Here is a 16,868-nt window from a genome sequence, read left to right as displayed (position 1 = left end):
TCACTCCCCAGCCCCGAGTTCTTGCAAGGTCTGGCGCACCAGCGCCTCGTCTGCAGGCGAGGTGGAGGCGCTGCCCAAACCATTGAGCAACACGTACTTAATGGCGCCTGAATCTGCTTTTTTGTCGTGCGCCATCAGGGCCATGAATTGATCGACGCCCAAGCGTGGCGGAATGGCAGGCAAGCGGGCATCAATCACGATTTTCTTAAGACGCGCGGATTCTTCAGCGCTTAAGCGCCCCATTCTGCGGCAAACCTCGGCTGCAATCACCATGCCACAACCCACCGCTTCACCATGGAACCACTGGCCATAGCCCATGCCCGCTTCAATGGCGTGGCCAAAGGTGTGACCAAAATTCAAAATGGCGCGTATACCCCCCTCGCGCTCGTCTTGGCTCACCACCTCGGCTTTGATCTCACAAGACCGCTTAACCACTAGGGCCAACAGGTCTGGATCACGGTTGAGCAAGGCCGCCATGTTGGACTCGACCATGTCAAGGTAGGCGGTGTCGGCGATGGCGCCGTGCTTGATGATCTCAGCCAGACCACAGCTCAGTTCTCGATCTGGCAAGGTGTTCAGGGTCGCAATGTCGGTCACCACCATTTGAGGCTGATAAAACGCCCCGATCATATTTTTACCCAAGGGGTGATTGATGCCGGTTTTACCGCCCACCGAACTGTCCACCTGGCTCAACAAGGTGGTGGGCACCTGAATAAAGGGAATGCCTCGCATGAAGGCCGAAGCAGCAAAACCACCCATGTCGCCGATCACGCCACCGCCCAAGGCCACCAACACGGTTTTGCGGTCGCAGTGGTTTTGCAGCAGTGCATCAAAGACCCGCTGCAGGGTGGGCCAGTCTTTGTACTCTTCACCATCGGGCAAGTTCACGGTGTGCACGCGCTTGGCGCCGGCATCAAGCAGGGTGTGTTGAAGCCTGTCGGCGTACAGTGGCCCCACGGTGGTGTTGGTACAAATCATGACCACCTTGCCCTTCACGTGGGGCGAAAACAGCTCAGACCGGTCGAGCAGCCCGCTTCCAATGTGGATGGCATAGCTGCGCTCACCCAAATCAACTTGCAGATCGTATGTACTCATGATGAACCCAAAGCATTGTGCTCAGCTTGGCCCGGCACATTGGTCAGGTGCAGGGACTGCACAATTTTATTAACAATTTGATAGACCGGCTGCCGGCCAGTTTCAACCACAAGGTCTGCACAGGCTTTGTACAGGGGCAAACGCGCCTGAAGCAGCTCTTCAATTTTTTTTCTGGGGTTGGGGCCGCGCAGCAAGGGGCGGTTTTTGTCCAGCTTGGTGCGTTGGTAAAGCTCGCCCGGCGACGCACTCAGGTACACCACCGGCCCAATTTGCTTGAGCAGCTTGCGGTTTTCTTCAAGAAGCACAATACCGCCCCCGGTGGCCAACACCTGGGCTTGCTTGCCGGCAAAGTTGGCCAACACCTGGGACTCGCGGCGACGAAAGCCGGCCTCCCCTTCAATTTCGAAGATCACCGGTATGCTAACCCCTGTTTGCTGTTCGATCAGGTGGTCAGTGTCTGTAAATTCCCAGGACAGATGCTTGGCCAAGGCCTTGCCGACTGTGCTTTTGCCGGCACCCATCATGCCCACCAGCACAATGCATTGATTTACCACGTTGAAGTAAAACCTTGTGAACAATCAAAGCATTGTACGGTAAAGCGCTCATCAAAGGCTGGAAAGCACCACAGGCGTCAGAAAGATTAGCAACTCGGCGCGACGCCGATTGTCGGTTTTGCCTTTGAACAGGTGCCCCACCACGGGCACATCGCCCAGCAAGGGGACTTTGTCATCGCGCAGGTTGTCGCCTTCCTCAAAGATGCCGCCCAACACCACGGTGCCCCCATCGGCCACCAACACTTTGGTTTTAACGCGGCGTGTGTCAATCGCAGGCCCGGCGGCGGTGGTAATTCCGATCGAATCTTTGGCCACATCCACCTCCAACAACACCGTGCCGTCGGGGGTAATCTGAGGCGTCACATCCAGCTTCAGGTTGGCCTCTTTAAACTCAATGGCTGTTGCGCCACTGCTGGTGGCCATTTGGTAAGGTATTTCCGTGCCCTGCTCAATGCTTGCGGCCTCTTTGTTGGAGGTGATCACCCTTGGATTGGACACCGTACGAATCCGATTGCTGGTTTCCAGGGCACGTAACTGCAAATTAATCAATCGCGTTGAATTGGCATTAAACAGGGTGTAGGCAAAATTGGCTGCAGCGCCTGCCCCTGTGTCAACAAAACCACCACTGCCAAACTGGTCACCAATTTCGGCAAATGCCTCACCACGCGCCGATGAACCACGTAGACGAACCCCCAGCTCCTTGGACACCGAGGTGTCTGCCAACACCACCCGAGCCTCAATCAACACTTGCTTCACAGGTTTGTCCAACCCGGTCACAATGGCCTCAATACGCTCCAGGCGGGAAGGCGTATCGCGCACAAAAATCTGGCTGGTTCGCTCATCGGCAATCAAAGTGCCACGACTGGAGAGCAAACCCGCATCATCGGCTTTAATCAAGGCCACCAGATCCGCTGTTTTTTGGTAACTCACCTGAAACACCCGCGACACCAAAGGCTCCAACCCATCTTGAGCCTGGCGCTTGGCATTTTCCAATTGATCGTTCATCACATCCGCCAGCGTGGACACCAACAACACATTGCCAGACTGGCTCGACACCAAGCCTTTGGATCGCATCACGATGTCCAAAGCCTGGTCCCAAGGCACATCCTTTAAGTAAACGGTCACCTTGCCCTGCACACTGTCGCTCAGCACAAGATTCATTTTGGTGAAGTCTGCGAACACCTGCATCACGGTGCGAATATCGGCATTCTTGAAATCCAATGAAATGGGTCGGCCGGCATATCGGGCAGCGCTGCTCTCGCTGGGCGAGAGGGGTTTGACGCTTTTGGTGTCGAACGCCCGCGGAACCGCCAAAGGGGCATCGCGGCCCTGCAACTCCAGATCAACCTGCCCACCACTCTGGCGAATGGTATGCGTGGCATTGCGCAAGTTTAGGCGAAGGCTCACCGTGTGGTCACCAGACTGCAGTTGTGGGTCGCTGGCAAAACTCAATCCTGCCAAGGCCGCACTTTTCAGAACCTCAGGGCTGGCCACCGCCTGCCCAAACCGCAGCGTGAGGGTGTTGCCATCCAGCCGAGCATCGGCCAGCAGTTTGGCGCCATCAAAAGAAAAGCGAATAATTTCACTGCGCCCCTGTTGCTGCACACTCACTGACTGCAATCGAGCAAACTGCTCTTGCAGCACCACACCGCCCAAGCTGTTTTTGATGTCATGTTGAAGGGCACTGTCCGCAGACGCTCTGGCAGCGAGGATGCTGCTTGGCAAATATGGAGCTGGCCCAGAAAAAACCAGCTTGACCTGCTGCCCATCAAGCGACTGGCTGACCTCATAAGGCCCATGCAAACCGATCACCAATCGACTTTTGCCACTGGCATGGATCAGTTGCGCGGAGCGTATGCGACTGCCCTTGGGCAAATTCAAGTCCAGGTTAGTCCCCTCCAGCCGCACCGGAAAATCCAGCACATGTCGATCTGGCCCGGACATTCTGAACATCGGCACCCTTGCGACCAAGGGCTCGTCGAGGGTAAGCGTAAGCACCGACTGATCGGCTTGATCTTTGACCACACCCCCCACAATCGACAGGGCTTGGGCTGCGCCGCTGCTCACCGTCAGCATGACCATCACACCAAGGGCCCGCCACGCGCGTCTATTGTTGAAAAACGTTTGGATCATGGTTGAGCACCCTCAGTCTGCGTGCCTCTCAAATGAAGCTGTATGGTTTTTCCAGCCTCAGGCCCTGTGTGCGTCTTCAGGGTTAGGCTGTCTTCTTTAACCTGAATCACTTTGGCCACGCCCAGCACATGGCTACCTTCTGCCACCACATGGTCATCGGGTCCGTGGGTGACGATCGCAAACCGTCGCCCAGCGCTTTCTACAACACCCGTTAATGACAAGCCCGCTATCGCGTCTGTTGCGGATTCCCCGCCCACACTTGCCAGGGCCTCGCTTCGCCGCTCAAGGGCGCGCCCGCTCACGGCTGGCAACTTGACCTGTTTCACCGGGCTGTCTGCGGGTCGTTCCAGGGCCGTTGTTGGCAGGTCCGACTGCTCCAAACGATCCATCAATTGAGCAAGCGTTGCACCGTGTACCGCCTGCGGACTCTCAAGCGCCGGGAACAAAGGCACCAAAAACATCGAAACCAACCATTCAATCATCGGGATTTCCCTCCTGCGATGCGGGCTTTGTTGCCACAGGGCCAAGCTGGGCGAAGGCATGCAGCTCGCCTGTTAATCGCCACTGGCCTGTGTTTGGCTGCTCCACCATTTCAAAATTGGCCAGTCGAACCTGGCGGCTCAAGCGGGCCAGGTTCAGCGGCACTCGGGCCATGTCAGGCCCCCGACCATCCGCGCTCAAGGTCACTGGCAGCAATCGCATCACCTCTTGGTCTTGCATCGATTTGGGAGTGAAGTCGTTCAAGACCAAACTCTGCTTACGCAGCATTTGATTGATTTTGTCCAGCAGTGAGGCCATCTCCCGATCAGTCGGCAGGGCGCGCTGCAAGGCTGGCAGACGAGCCTCTAACGCCAGCAGCTCCTGCTGTATCGCCACTCGGTTCACCAACAAAGCCGATTGGGCATCCAAGCGCTGGTGTCTGTCAGCAATCTCCGCATGGTTGGTGTGCATCTGCATGATCAGCCCCCGCCAAGACAGCATAAAAAAGCCGAGTAAAACCAACGCCCAGATGGCTAGGCCGATCGCCACCTTGTGTCGCAGTTGCACGGTGTGCAGCCGACCCCACAGATTTTTCAAATCAAATTCGTCCAGTTGAAGTGCCATTTGCCCCTCCCTTCAACACCGCCTTAATCTCAAATTGATGCATGCCTGAAGGCCTGCCATCTTGATCTTCTGAAGGCGTGGTCCGCACGTACACCAAATCCACGGTATGAAACAGCTCGTCCTCGAGCTCCAGGCGCGCCACCCACGCGGCCAACTCCGAGACGCTCGAGGTGTAGCCCTCGACCGCCAGTTCCCCCTCGCGCAGCACGAGGCGGTTCAGCCCCACAGGCATGGGCAGGCTTTCGTCCAGAAAGGCCATCAACTCACTGGCCACCACAGATTGGGCCTCAACGTCTTCCAAAGCCTTTATTTGTCGCTTTAGCTCAAGCACACGGTCTCTTTGCTGCTGCACTTGGGCCACCTTGCGCGTCAAATCTTCTTCAAGTCGCCCCAAGCGCATCAAATACTCATCTTGAATCGAATAGCGACGTTGAAACTCAGCATTGACCAGTCCAGCCACCACAAGGGCCAAGACGGCACTCACGCCGATTTGGCACAGCACCATGCGTCGCGTAGCCTCATTGCGACGTTCGCGATAAGGAAAGAGGTTGAATAGAATCACGCGCATGGCAAGGCCTCCAGTGCGCCGTAGGCCACCACACTGCGATGCCACCCATCTGCCAACTCGCGGCGGGGCCGCACGTCGAGCAACCTGCTGGCCAACACCTGGCTTCGGCGCACCGTGGCCTCACAGCCCTTGGCGTTCATGGTGTCGCCGCCCAGCACCAACCGCACCGAACCAGCCTCCTCCATGGCGCCATCTCTGGCCCAGGAAGACACCAAACGCTCCAGCGCAGAAATTGACTGAACCAGCGAAAAGCCTTCCTCGCTGTGTTCCGAACTTTCGTGAAACAGCACCCCTTGAGAAAAAACCGCCAAGCGAATCCGATGTCGATTCATTTCGCCATGCAACAAAAACCGAACGCCATTTAAGCTGTCGGCGTGGGGAAGCATTTGCAAATACCCATTGAGAGAAGCAACACTGTCGAGGGTGATGCCCCCACAAGCCAAGCGCAGGCTTTGACTGGCCGCCAGCACTTCGTCCACTTGCGCTTGGTCCAGCCCCGCCACAGCCAGGGTCAAATTGCCATCCGACAAACGAGACTTCACTTGCCAGTCATAGGCGGCCTCGCGCTGCGAGTTGCCTGCCGCCGCCTCCATCATTTCCTGAATCTGAAATTCAATAAGGGCCTCGTCCTCGCCCTCAGGCACCACCATTTCACCCATATAAGCATGCCTGGCAGGCAGACACACCACCCACAATCTTGGGCGCGGCGACCCTGCGGGCAGCGTAGCGACAGCCTGGCGATACAAGCCACACAACGCCTCACGGGTCACCCACTGCTGACGGTCAGACGCCGTCTCAACCGGCACTGCGCCGTGGGCCAATATGCTGCTGAAGCGCAAACAGGCACCACGCTGAACCTCGCCGTAAACCCAACTGCAGTGATGCTCGCCAATGGCCAGGGAGAGACCGTGTTCCCGAGGCGCGTAGACGCGCATCCAGCTTGGCCAAGTCCATTTGAATTTGCTCATACGCCCTCCGTTTGGCAGACCTTCAGATTAGGGGCTCCAAGAGCCGTGGCTAACCCTCTTTCGAGGGTCTAACCACAAGGGGGAGGTCTTGCCCCCCCGGCTGGAGTCAACGCTCAGGTTTTGCGGTGCGTTGGCGGATACAATGTAGCCAAACGTAACCCCATCCCCAAGCCTGTGAGCCAATCAAAACGCATGTCCAAACAATCGAACAAGGGATTCATCGCAACCGCACTGCTGGTGTTGGCCGGTTTGGCCGTCTCTGGCGCCTTGCTGGTCAGTGTTGCCCTGGCGCTAATCTTCCCCAAGCTGCCCGAGCTAGACACTCTGGTGGACTACCGCCCCAAGGTGCCCCTTCGGGTGCTCACATCCGATGGAGTTCTGATTGGCGAGTTTGGTGAGGAGCGCCGCCGCCCCGTGGACATCAGCGAGGTGCCCCTGGTCCTGCAGCAGGCCATACTGGCCGCTGAAGATGACCGTTTTTACAAACATGGCGGGGTCGATTTCATGGGCGTGGCCCGCGCTTTTGTCACCAACATCACCTCAGGCGGGCGCACGCAGGGGGCCAGCACCATCACCATGCAGGTGGCACGCAACTTCTTCTTAACCCGTGACAAAACCTGGACGCGTAAGCTGTACGAGGTGCTATTGGCCTACAAAATCGAGGACAAGCTCACCAAAGACGAAATTCTTGAGCTCTACATCAACCAGATTTATCTTGGTCAGCGCGCCTATGGCTTCCAATCTGCAGCGCAGGTGTATTTTGGCAAGCGGCTTCGCGACCTGAACGCCGCGGAAGCCGCCATGTTGGCAGGCCTTCCCAAAGCCCCCTCGGCCTACAATCCGATTGTGAACCCCAGTCGTGCCAAAGTTCGTCAACAATACGTGCTTCGCCGCATGTACGAAAACGACTACATCACCAAAGACGAACTCGACGAGGCGCTGACCACCGAACTGGTCTACCGCAACCGCCGTGCCAACGGCGAAGAAGTTGAAACCATCAGCGGGCTGGCCATCGCAGACTACGCAGCGGAAATGGCCCGCATGGCCGCCGTGGAACTGTATGGCGAAGAAGCGTACACGTCGGGCATCACAGTCACCACCACGCTGATCGCCAACGAACAGCGTGCAGCCCAGCGCGCGCTGCGCAACAGCGTGATGGACTACGAATTGCGCCAGTATTTCCGCGGCCCGGAAGGCTTCATTGAACTGCCCAGCGAACCCGCCAAGGCCGAAGAAGTCATCCAGGACAACATCTCCGACTACCCCGACTATGGCTTTTTGCAAAGTGCTGTGGTATTGTCTGCCACCGACAAAGAAGTGGTGGTTTCACAGGGCGCAGGCGAACCACTGGTGCTCACAGGCACCAGCTTAAAGCCTGCTGAGAGCTGGCTCAACCCACGCGCACCGGCCAACAAGCGCCTCAAACGCGGTGCTGTGGTGCGCATATTAAAGCGCAAAGACCAGCCCCCCATGCTCACGCAATTGCCCGAGGTGGAAGCGGCTTTCGTGGCCATCAACTCCAGCGATGGTGCAATTCGTGCCCTGGCGGGGGGGTTTGAATTTTCTCGAAACAAGTTTAACCACGTCACCCAAGCCACCCGGCAACCGGGTTCGGCCTTCAAGCCCTTTGTGTACTCTGCTGCGCTTGAAAAAGGCGTCACCCCCACCACCCTGGTGGCTGACGAACCAATTTTTGTACCTGCAGACACCCCGGGTGGCAAAGACTGGAGCCCCAAAAACTACGATGGCAAATACGATGGCCCCATGGTGCTCAAAGAGGGTTTGGCCAAATCCAAAAACATGGTCTCCATCCGCGTGCTGCAAGAGGTTACACCCCAATTCGCCCAACGCTGGGCCACGCAGTTTGGCTTCCCGGTTGAGAACGTGCCCGCCTACCTCACCATGGCCCTGGGGGCTGTCACCACCAACCCCCTGCAAATGGCCAGCGCGTACGCTGTGTTTTCCAACGGGGGCTATCGCATCAAGCCCTATCTGATCGAGAAAATTGAAGACGGCAGCGGCCGAATTGTGGCGCGAGCCCGGCCTGCTGTGGCTGGCGAAGAGGCCAACCGCGTCATTGATGCTCGCAATGCGTTTTTAACCACTCGTCTCCTGCGCGAAGTGGTGGAGCGTGGCACGGCCACCCGCGCCAAAGTACTCAACCGTGGCGATATTGTTGGAAAAACCGGCACCACGAACGACAGCCACGATGCATGGTTTGCCGGCTACAACCCCGACATTTCTGCGGTGGCGTGGGTGGGCTACGACCAGCCCCGCAACTTGGGCGCACGCGAAACCGGTGGCGGCTTGGCCTTGCCCATCTGGATAGACTACATGCGAGTGGCCTTGGCTGATCGCCCTGAAAAGCCGCAGGCTGTGCCACCCGGCATTGACTTCGTCGACGGCAACTATTACTACACGGAATACACCCCGGGGCAAGGCATTGCCCGAATCGACGTGGGCGGATCAAACAACGACATTCCCAGCCTGTTCAACTTCTTGAAAGGCTTGGGCGGCATGCTTGAGGGTGGATCACAGGGGGCTGCCCCCACTAGCAGTGGCGATGGCACCAGTCATGTGGCACCAAGAGGCAACAGCCGACCCAGAGAAGCGCCACAAGACGACATCGAGCGGCTGTTTGGCAACAATTAACAAATCCGGTTTTATTGGCTATGAAGTGGCGGGCATGAGACACCCAATTGCCCGCTTAACAAGGCCACAAAATGGTCAGCAAAAGGAGTTTTGCTGCGGGTGTCCACCCACTGCCCATCTTTGTGCACATAGTGAAATCCGCCCGATTTTGCGGCCAGCCACAACTCGTGGTTGGCCACCTGGCTATTCAGGATCATCTTGCCTTTGTCTTCAAAATCAAGCGTAAGCACATTGCCCGAGCGGCTTGAATCTGCATCAATATCCAGTGAGTCCACCAGAGTTTCAATATACTCTTCTACTTGAACCAAGGTGGCGTCCACCACCGCATGAAATTCCGAGTCCGTCATGAAAATTACACCACTTAAAATGCTGGCCACCGCCATGCTGTTGATGCTGGGCTTGAGTGCATGTGGGCAACGCGGCCCCCTGTATTTGCCAGAGCCCCCGGCGCCAATGCCCAAGCCGCAAGGCTATGAGGACACCGGCCACAAAAAACCCCAACCTTGAAAGATTGTACCGTGCAAAACACCACCGTGAACCCCAGCGACCTGTGCGCCCACCTGCAACGCAACACCGATGATGGCCATTTGTACTTCGAAGGCGCCAACCTGCAGGCACTGGCTGAAGAGTTTGGCACACCGCTGTACGTTTACTCCAGTGCAGCCATACTAGAGGCCTACCATGCCTATGCCAAAGCCTGCGAGGGACTGGCCAATACAACCATTTGCTACGCAGTCAAAGCCAACTCCAACATTCATATTCTGCGTAAATTGGCTCAGGCTGGAGCCGGGTTTGACATCGTATCGGCCGGCGAACTGGCTCGCGTCATTGCTGCAGGGGGCCTGGCCAGCAAAGCCGTGTTTGCAGGCGTGGGCAAATCGGTGCAAGAAATCGAATACGCCCTGGGCCAGGGTGTGGGGTGTTTCAACGTCGAATCTGAGGCTGAAATGGCCCGCATTGCCGACGTGGCGCAGCGCCTTCAAACCAAGGCCAAGGTAAGCTTGCGCGTCAACCCCGATGTGGACGCCAAAACCCACCCCTATATTTCAACGGGCCTGAAGGAAAACAAATTTGGCGTGTCGATGACGTTGGCGCCACAGGTGTATGCCTTTGCAAACCAGCACCCTTGGCTGGATGTGCACGGCATCGACTGTCACATTGGCTCTCAATTGACTGACGCCAGCCCATATTTTGACGCACTTGACCGCGTGTTAGCGCTGCTCGACCAGCTTGCCTCACAAGGCATACACATCAACCACCTCGACCTTGGCGGCGGCATTGGCATTCGCTATTTGAACGAAACCCCCCCTACCCCAGCCGATGTACTTCCCAAACTGATCGGACGTGTCAAAGATTGGGCACAGCAACGCAAACGCGCCATGCCCAGCCTGAGCTTCGAGCCTGGCCGCTCCATTGTGGGCAATGCCGGAGTACTGCTCACCGAGGTGGAGTTTTTAAAGGTGAACGAAGGCAAACACTTTGCCATTGTGAATGCGGCCATGAACGACCTCATGCGTCCTGCCATGTACAAGGCGTTTCATGCCATTGCGCCTTTGGTGGAGCGCACGCAAGGCCAGGCCCAACATTATGACGTGGTTGGACCTGTGTGTGAGTCCGGGGACTGGCTGGCCAAAGACCGGGCATTGCGCATCCAGGCTGGCGACAAACTGGCCATCATGTCAGCCGGTGCCTACGGGCAAACCATGGCCTCAAACTACAACAGCCGCGGGCGCGCCGCCGAAGTCATCATTGAGCAGGGCAAGGCGCGCCTTATTCGCAGGCGAGAAACCATCGAAGATCAACTTCGCCCCGAACTGGACCTGTAAACAAACCAAAGCCGCCACGCCAGCAACAAAGCAAGCACAGCGCCGTACATGGCTGGGCGGTCCAACAGGTTTTTGTCCCATTTCAACCAGGCAAAATGGGCAACTGCCAGCACCCCGGCTGCATACACCAGGGTGTGAAGACGCTTCCAGGCGGATGCGCCCAGTTTTTTGACCATGACCTTGGGGGAGGTGGCGGCCAGCACGGCCAAGGCCAGAAAGGCCGCAGCCCCCAGCATGACATACGGGCGCTTGGTGAGGTCAAGCAACAACTCGCTCCACAGCAGGCTGCGGTCCAGCACTGCATACACCAGCACATGCACACAGGCATACGCAAAGGCAAACAATCCAAACGTGCGGCGCAAGGGGGCCAGGGTGTTCCAGCCTGTCAGTTGCCTCAAGGGCGTAACCGCAAGGCAGCACAACAGCAGCAACAAGGCCCAACTGCCGGTTTCATGCTCAAGTTTTTCAACCGGATTGGCACCCAGACTGAGGGTCAAGGCCTGTTGGGTCAAATACACCGCAGGCAATGCGCAAGCCAGCCACGCCAGTTGCCTGAGCCGCTGGGCTGTGATGTTCACCGCCACGCGCTCAGTACCATTTTTTTAGGTCCATTCCCGCATACAAGGCTTGCACCTCCTCGGTGTAGCCATTGAACAGTTCAGTGCGGCGGCGCGGGGCAAACAATCCCCCCAAAGCCCCCTCGCCCAAACGCCGCTCACTACCTTGGCTCCAACGCGGGTGGTTCACATTGGGATTCACATTGCTATAGAACCCGTATTCACTGGGAGCGCTTTCATTCCAACTGGTCACAGGCTGTCGTTCCGTCAGCCGAATACGCACAATCGACTTGGCGCTCTTAAAGCCGTATTTCCAGGGCACCATCAAGCGCACTGGCGCGCCAGACTGGTTGGGCAACAAGCGCCCATACTGGCCAAAAGTCAACAGGGTCAAATCGTGCATGGCCTCATCCATGCGCAAGCCCTCTTTGTAAGGCCAGTCGAGCACCGGGCTACGCAGACCCGGCATTTGAGCGGGGTCGGCCAGGGTTTCAAAAGCCACAAACTTCGCCTTCGAGGTGGGTTCCACCTTTTTCAACAAGGCACTCAAAGGGTAGCCGATCCATGGCACCACCATGGACCAAGCCTCCACACAGCGGAATCGATAAATACGCTCTTCCATGGGGGCCAACTTGAGCAACTCCTCAATGCCAAAACTGCGTGGCTTGGCGCACTCGCCCTCCACCACCACGGTCCAGGGGCGTGTTTTCAGGCTGCCCGCATGGCGGTGCGGATCGCTTTTGTCGGTGCCGAACTCGTAAAAATTATTGTAGGTGGTCACCAGTTGAGGGTCGGTGGGCGGCTCAATGGCCGAACCGCGCCAGCGACGCGCTGGCAACAAAGCCATTTTGTCCAGGGAGGTTGAACTGGTGGAATTCGGCGTTGCCAAGGCCTGCCCGCCAGCAATTGCCAGCCCGGCCCCTGCGCCCAACTTCAACCCAGCCTGCATTAAAGCAGAGGCACTCTGCGTGGGCCCTGCGAGCGCCCCCGCGGCAAATGCTTTCATAATCTTGCGCCGCTGCATGAACAAGGGCTCGGGTGTTACGTCACAATCCTTCAACACATCCCAATCGCGTTTGCCCATGAAAAAACCCCCAAGTAAAACCAACTTGAGGGTTAGTCTGGCACAAGGCCAAATCGTTCAGGCCAATTTGGCCTGTAAGTGCAATTAAAGTTCGCCGTAAGAATGCAAACCCGACAAAAACATGTTCACACCCAGGAAAGCAAAGCCAGTGACCAACAGGCCCACTAGCGCCCAGTATGAGGCCACAACACCACGCAGCCCTTTGACCAGACGCATGTGAAGCCAGGCTGCATAGTTCAACCACACCACCAAGGCCCAGGTCTCTTTGGGGTCCCACTGCCAATACGCGCCCCAGGCTTCAGCCGCCCACAAAGCGCCCAAAATGGTGGCGACTGTAAAAAACGCAAAACCCACAGCAATGGATTTGTACATCACATCATCCAAAACCTCCAGGCTTGGCAGGGCGTCTGCGATGCGTTTGCGGGCCAACAAAATTGCTCCCACCACCACGCACCCAATTCCAAAATACAGGGCCCAATACAGGCTCACTTGGTCGGTGCGAAACACCAGTGGCTCCATGAACATCAGCACACCCAAAAGACCGGTGGGCAGCAAAGCCTTGATGCTGGGCGCATGCGCATACACTTTGAGCAAGTATGCAAAAGCCACCATGGCCGCCAGCGAGAAGGTGCCGTAGCCAATGAAGTTGGCTGGCACATGGATTTTCATCCACCAGCTTTGCAAGGCAGGCACCAGGGGCTGAATGGCGTAGGCCTCGCGTTCAATGCCATACCAGGCCAAAAAGCCCACAGCAGCCACCACCACCAGCATCACAAAGGCACCCAACTGGCGGGTTTTGTACACCTGCTCGTAGTACAGGTAATAAATCCCTGTGATGATGGCAAACAGCACAAACACTTCGTACAAATTGGACACGGGGATGTGGCCCACATCGGGGCCGACCAAGTAGCTCTCATACCAGCGAATCATCATGCCGGCAAAGCCCATCAACACCGCCCCCCAAGTGAGCGCCGTGCCCACAAACAGGGACGTGGGCGAGCGGCCCAACAAGCCGATCCAGTAGGACAGAGTGGCCACCACAAACATCACGCCCATCCACAAAATGGCCGATTGGCTGGACAACAAATACTTCAGAAAAAACTTTTGCTCAGCGGCCTGCAAATTGCCTCCATACGAGGCAATGGACAGCAAACTCAGCCCAGCCACCGCCAACAGCAGCCACTTGAGCGCCTCCCAACGATAGGCCATGTAGGCGGTCACCGGCACACAACTCCACAAAATAGAAATTTCGTAGATGTCCATGAAACTGTGATACTCGGACGAAGCATAAGCAGCGCCCAGCACCAGCAGCAGCGTGAAGACCACATCTTTCCAAGTGATGGGCTTTGAAAACACGCCCGCCTTTCGGCTTGGAATTTGGCCAGACTGGCCGGGGCTCGCCCCCTGATTCACCCAAGTGCTGCTCATGCTTGCTCTCCTGCTGGCGCGCCGCCCCCGGGGCGGGACCTGCTGTTCAATTCACTAACAAACTGCGCGTATTCTTTTTCAAAATCCATGGTTTTACGCGTGGTCGACATGCCCATCAACACCCGTGAGCCGCCGTTGGATTCGGTCACCCAAAAGAATACCCTGCGTTCCCGAATGTAGAACATCGAAAATACCCCGATGCACAAAAACAGACAACCCAAGTAAACCACCCACTGGCCCGGCGCCTTGGCCAATTGAAACACGCTGGCTTTCACTTCCTCAAACTGATCAAGCTGGAACATCACCGGAGCGGCGTACAAAGACAAATCCGACAGCGCGATCTGGGCATCTTGCACAAAACGGCCATGCACCTCATCGGGCTGAGCGCGTGGCAAGCCAGCCCCCTCCCGGGAGAACTGGTAAACCTCCCACATGGCCCCTTGCAACAAACGCACCACCACATCGCTGGCGCGCTCACGCTCTGCCTCTGGCACAGTGGCTTCAATAAACTGTGCAATGGCAGGCAAACCAGACAACTGGCCTTCCGTGCCAGCGAACCGGTCAAGAGCGCGCTTGGCGCTATCGGCCACGCTGCTTACCAACTGGGCGCCGTCTTCACGATCACCAAAGGCCTGCTGGGCAAATCGCTGAGCCGCCGCTGCTCGCACGGTCTCGTTCTGCAAGGCAGCCCGGTAGCGCATAAAACCGTCAATCTGCCCGTTCTCATCCACAGGGATGCGCAAATATTTAAAACTGTCGGCCGGGGTGTCGCGCACCCCGGCCAGGTAGTACACGCCACCATCCAGGCGAATGGGCAACATGTAGTTGTGAAACTCCCGAGCCTGACCTGCCTCATCGCGCAGCTTGTAGGTGATGCTCGGGCCAATGTTGGTGAACCGGGTGTCTTTGTTTTCTTTGACCCCGGGGCCCAACACGCTGGCCAGGTTGGTTTGGAAGGCACCCAACTCATCGGCATTGCCCAAGGCCAAATCGCTCACGTCAGCCTCATCCCGGTTAACCGGCATGGCTTCCACATTGATTGATTTGAACCCGGTGAATTCAATTTTCAGGTTTTGCCCCACCCGTTCCAGGTCTTTGGAGCCGCCGATCACCCCATCAAAATCAAACCGGTAGTCTCGCTCACCGCTCAGCGGCATGCCTTTGAGCTGAACGCGCGTACCGCCGTCGTCAAAGCTTGACTGGTACACCGTCACCCCTTTGTAAATCAGCGGCTTGTTCACCTCAATGGTGGCATCAAACCGCTCACCGCTTTCCGGGTCAAACACCTGCACGTCGCTGGCAAACAACTTGGGCATGCCCGTGCTGTAAAAATCGATGCGGAACTGCTTCAAAGTAAGCTCGAAGGGCAAGTCTTGCACCAACAAACCATCGTCGGTGTTTAACACTGCCACGCGGCTCGTCTCTCCCTCGGGCAGCAACAAGTTGGCCCGGTAGCTTGGGTTACTGGCCGCCAAGCGAGCTTGTTCGGGAATGCCGTCGGCCATTTGCGCCCCATTGACTGGCGTCTTGCCTGTGGCCCACACCGCAACTTTCAGGGGCACGCCACTGTCGAGCAAACCACCCACGCAAATCACCACGATCGACAAGTGGGTCGCAATGTAACCAAACCGGTTGGCGCTTCCCGCCTTGGCCGCCACCATGGTGCCATTGCTTCGCACCGACTGCTTAACCTTAAAGCCCTTGTGCTCCAGCCACTCCGTGATCACGTTGGGCAGCTTGGAAGGCTTTTCATCAAACTCCCCTTCCCAGCGATGACCGAAGGCCCTGAGGCTACCCTCACGAATGTTCTCCCGAAACACCCGCATTTCGCGAATCATCTTTGGGGTATTGCGCCACACGCACAGGGAGGTGGAGGCGACCAAAAAGGCCATCACAGCGATAAACCACGGGGCGTTGTATATCCTGAACAGCCCCATGGGCTCAAAAAAAGACGCCCAGAACGGCCCAAACTGGTTCACATAATTCACCCAGGGATCGTTTTGCCCAACCACGGTACCAATGGCCGACGCAATACAGATCAAGGTGAGCAAGCTGATGGCAAATCGCATGGAGCCCAGCAGCTCCAGCCAACTGGCCCACAGCGACTGGCCCGCAGCACCGCCCGGCGGGGTGCGGGATTTCAGGCGGTCTATGGCACTACTCAATTGCTTTGTCTCCAGATTTATTGTGCGCTGGCGGCTCGAAAAAAAAGGGGCCCACCGAGCCCCTTTTTGACATCACCCGCAGCGATTTGTTCAACGCAAGCCAGCGATGTAATCGGCCACGGCTTTCATTTCTTTGTCTGACATCTTCAGGGAAATGGCGGTCATTTGCTCGCTGTTGCGGCGCACTCCATCGCGGAAGGCCACCAACTGCGCGGCCGTGTAGTCGGCATGCTGACCTCCCAAGCGGGGGTACTGCGCAGGAATGCCCGCGCCATTGGGGCTGTGGCAACCGGCACAGGCGGGGATTTTCTTCTCGGCAATTCCACCGCGGTAAATCTGCTCGCCCAGGGCCAGGGTTTCTTTATTTTGAGCCTGCCCCAGTGTTTGTTTTTGGGCAGCCAGATAAGCGGACACATCGCGCATGTCCTGGTCAGACAGCATAGCGGCAAACCCAGCCATCACTGCGTTTTCGCGAAGGGCCTTGTCAGCGCCTGGAGCCACTTTGAAATTTTGCAACTGCTTGTACAGATACTCTGCATGCTGACCCGCAATCTTGGGGTAAATGGTGGCCGAGCTATTGCCATCGGCACCGTGACACGCCACACACTGCTGCATGATTTCCTTGCCCTTGGCCAGATCGACGGTGGGGGCTTTGCCGGGCTCGGCAGCCTGAACGGCGGAAACAGACAAAATAAGCGCGGCAAACAGAGAAGAAACACGTAGCATGGTCAAAC

General features: G+C 57.1%; 16 protein-coding genes. 3 read left to right on the top strand and 13 right to left on the bottom strand.

Annotated elements, in window-relative coordinates:
• Genes aroB through ACEQU8_RS08130 form a run of 7 tightly spaced genes read right to left on the bottom strand, consistent with a single transcriptional unit; the run spans window position 1 to window position 6,422 of the window.
• The gene (gene aroB, locus ACEQU8_RS08160; protein ID WP_370262841.1) at window positions 1–1,095 is read right to left on the bottom strand and encodes a 3-dehydroquinate synthase; all 1,095 of its coding nucleotides are present in this window, start codon (window positions 1,093–1,095) and stop codon (window positions 1–3) included.
• Window positions 1,092–1,649, bottom strand: coding sequence for a shikimate kinase (locus tag ACEQU8_RS08155; protein ID WP_370262839.1), 558 nt, complete (start codon window positions 1,647–1,649; stop codon window positions 1,092–1,094). The genes aroB and ACEQU8_RS08155 overlap by 4 nt, the downstream gene beginning before the upstream one ends.
• A 51-nt stretch (window positions 1,650–1,700) precedes the next feature.
• Entirely contained in the window at window positions 1,701–3,782 is a 2,082-nt protein-coding gene (locus ACEQU8_RS08150) for a type IV pilus secretin PilQ (protein ID WP_370262838.1), read from the bottom strand.
• On the bottom strand, window positions 3,779–4,264 hold the full coding sequence (locus ACEQU8_RS08145) for a hypothetical protein (protein WP_370262837.1): 486 nt from the start codon (window positions 4,262–4,264) through the stop codon (window positions 3,779–3,781). Before ACEQU8_RS08145 ends, ACEQU8_RS08150 begins: the two co-directional genes overlap by 4 nt.
• Entirely contained in the window at window positions 4,257–4,886 is a 630-nt protein-coding gene (locus ACEQU8_RS08140) for a type 4a pilus biogenesis protein PilO (RefSeq protein WP_370262835.1), read from the bottom strand. Before ACEQU8_RS08140 ends, ACEQU8_RS08145 begins: the two co-directional genes overlap by 8 nt.
• Window positions 4,861–5,454 carry a PilN domain-containing protein gene (locus ACEQU8_RS08135; protein WP_370262834.1) on the bottom strand — a complete coding sequence of 198 codons (594 nt, stop codon included), beginning with the start codon at window positions 5,452–5,454 and terminating at the stop codon, window positions 4,861–4,863. The genes ACEQU8_RS08140 and ACEQU8_RS08135 overlap by 26 nt, the downstream gene beginning before the upstream one ends.
• Window positions 5,445–6,422 (bottom strand): hypothetical protein, encoded by a 978-nt coding sequence (locus tag ACEQU8_RS08130; RefSeq protein ID WP_370262833.1) that lies wholly within the window; start codon window positions 6,420–6,422, stop codon window positions 5,445–5,447. The genes ACEQU8_RS08135 and ACEQU8_RS08130 overlap by 10 nt, the downstream gene beginning before the upstream one ends.
• Window positions 6,423–6,614: 192 nt before the next feature.
• Between ACEQU8_RS08130 and ACEQU8_RS08125 the strand changes: the two genes are divergently transcribed.
• The gene (locus ACEQU8_RS08125; protein WP_370262832.1) at window positions 6,615–9,074 is read left to right on the top strand and encodes a penicillin-binding protein 1A; all 2,460 of its coding nucleotides are present in this window, start codon (window positions 6,615–6,617) and stop codon (window positions 9,072–9,074) included.
• Window positions 9,075–9,085: 11 nt separating this feature from the next.
• Here the strand turns inward: ACEQU8_RS08125 and cyaY are convergent, their stop codons facing one another.
• Entirely contained in the window at window positions 9,086–9,421 is a 336-nt protein-coding gene (gene cyaY, locus ACEQU8_RS08120) for an iron donor protein CyaY (protein ID WP_370262830.1), read from the bottom strand.
• Between cyaY and ACEQU8_RS08115 the strand changes: the two genes are divergently transcribed.
• Both ACEQU8_RS08115 and lysA read left to right on the top strand, forming a co-directional pair.
• On the top strand, window positions 9,420–9,581 hold the full coding sequence (locus ACEQU8_RS08115; RefSeq protein ID WP_370262829.1) for a lipoprotein: 162 nt from the start codon (window positions 9,420–9,422) through the stop codon (window positions 9,579–9,581). The genes cyaY and ACEQU8_RS08115 overlap by 2 nt on opposite strands.
• An 11-nt stretch (window positions 9,582–9,592) precedes the next feature.
• Entirely contained in the window at window positions 9,593–10,900 is a 1,308-nt protein-coding gene (gene lysA, locus ACEQU8_RS08110) for a diaminopimelate decarboxylase (protein ID WP_370262828.1), read from the top strand.
• Here the strand turns inward: lysA and ACEQU8_RS08105 are convergent.
• The 5 genes from ACEQU8_RS08105 to ACEQU8_RS08085 form a co-directional block, all read right to left on the bottom strand.
• Complete coding sequence (locus ACEQU8_RS08105) at window positions 10,873–11,478, bottom strand: sulfite oxidase heme-binding subunit YedZ (protein ID WP_370262826.1); 606 nt, start codon at window positions 11,476–11,478, stop codon at window positions 10,873–10,875. The two genes, lysA and ACEQU8_RS08105, sit on opposite strands and share 28 nt — an antisense overlap.
• Before the next feature lie 10 nt (window positions 11,479–11,488).
• Window positions 11,489–12,541, bottom strand: a complete 1,053-nt coding sequence (msrP, locus tag ACEQU8_RS08100) for a protein-methionine-sulfoxide reductase catalytic subunit MsrP (protein ID WP_370262825.1) — start codon at window positions 12,539–12,541, stop codon at window positions 11,489–11,491.
• 84 nt (window positions 12,542–12,625) lie between these two features.
• Window positions 12,626–13,969 carry a c-type cytochrome biogenesis protein CcsB gene (gene ccsB / locus ACEQU8_RS08095; RefSeq protein WP_370262824.1) on the bottom strand — a complete coding sequence of 448 codons (1,344 nt, stop codon included), beginning with the start codon at window positions 13,967–13,969 and terminating at the stop codon, window positions 12,626–12,628.
• On the bottom strand, window positions 13,966–16,134 hold the full coding sequence (locus ACEQU8_RS08090; protein WP_370262822.1) for a cytochrome c biogenesis protein ResB: 2,169 nt from the start codon (window positions 16,132–16,134) through the stop codon (window positions 13,966–13,968). Before ACEQU8_RS08090 ends, ccsB begins: the two co-directional genes overlap by 4 nt.
• Window positions 16,135–16,224: 90 nt before the next feature.
• Window positions 16,225–16,860: a cytochrome c gene (locus ACEQU8_RS08085; RefSeq protein WP_370262820.1), complete on the bottom strand. Its 636-nt coding sequence runs from the start codon at window positions 16,858–16,860 to the stop codon at window positions 16,225–16,227.
• Between the last annotated feature and the right edge of the window lie 8 nt (window positions 16,861–16,868).

This window comes from Limnobacter sp. (assembly GCF_964228395.1).
Lineage (GTDB): Bacteria > Pseudomonadota > Gammaproteobacteria > Burkholderiales > Burkholderiaceae_B > Limnobacter.
The sequence above is the reverse complement of the archived record's forward strand: the minus strand, read 5'-3'. Positions and strand labels throughout refer to the sequence as shown.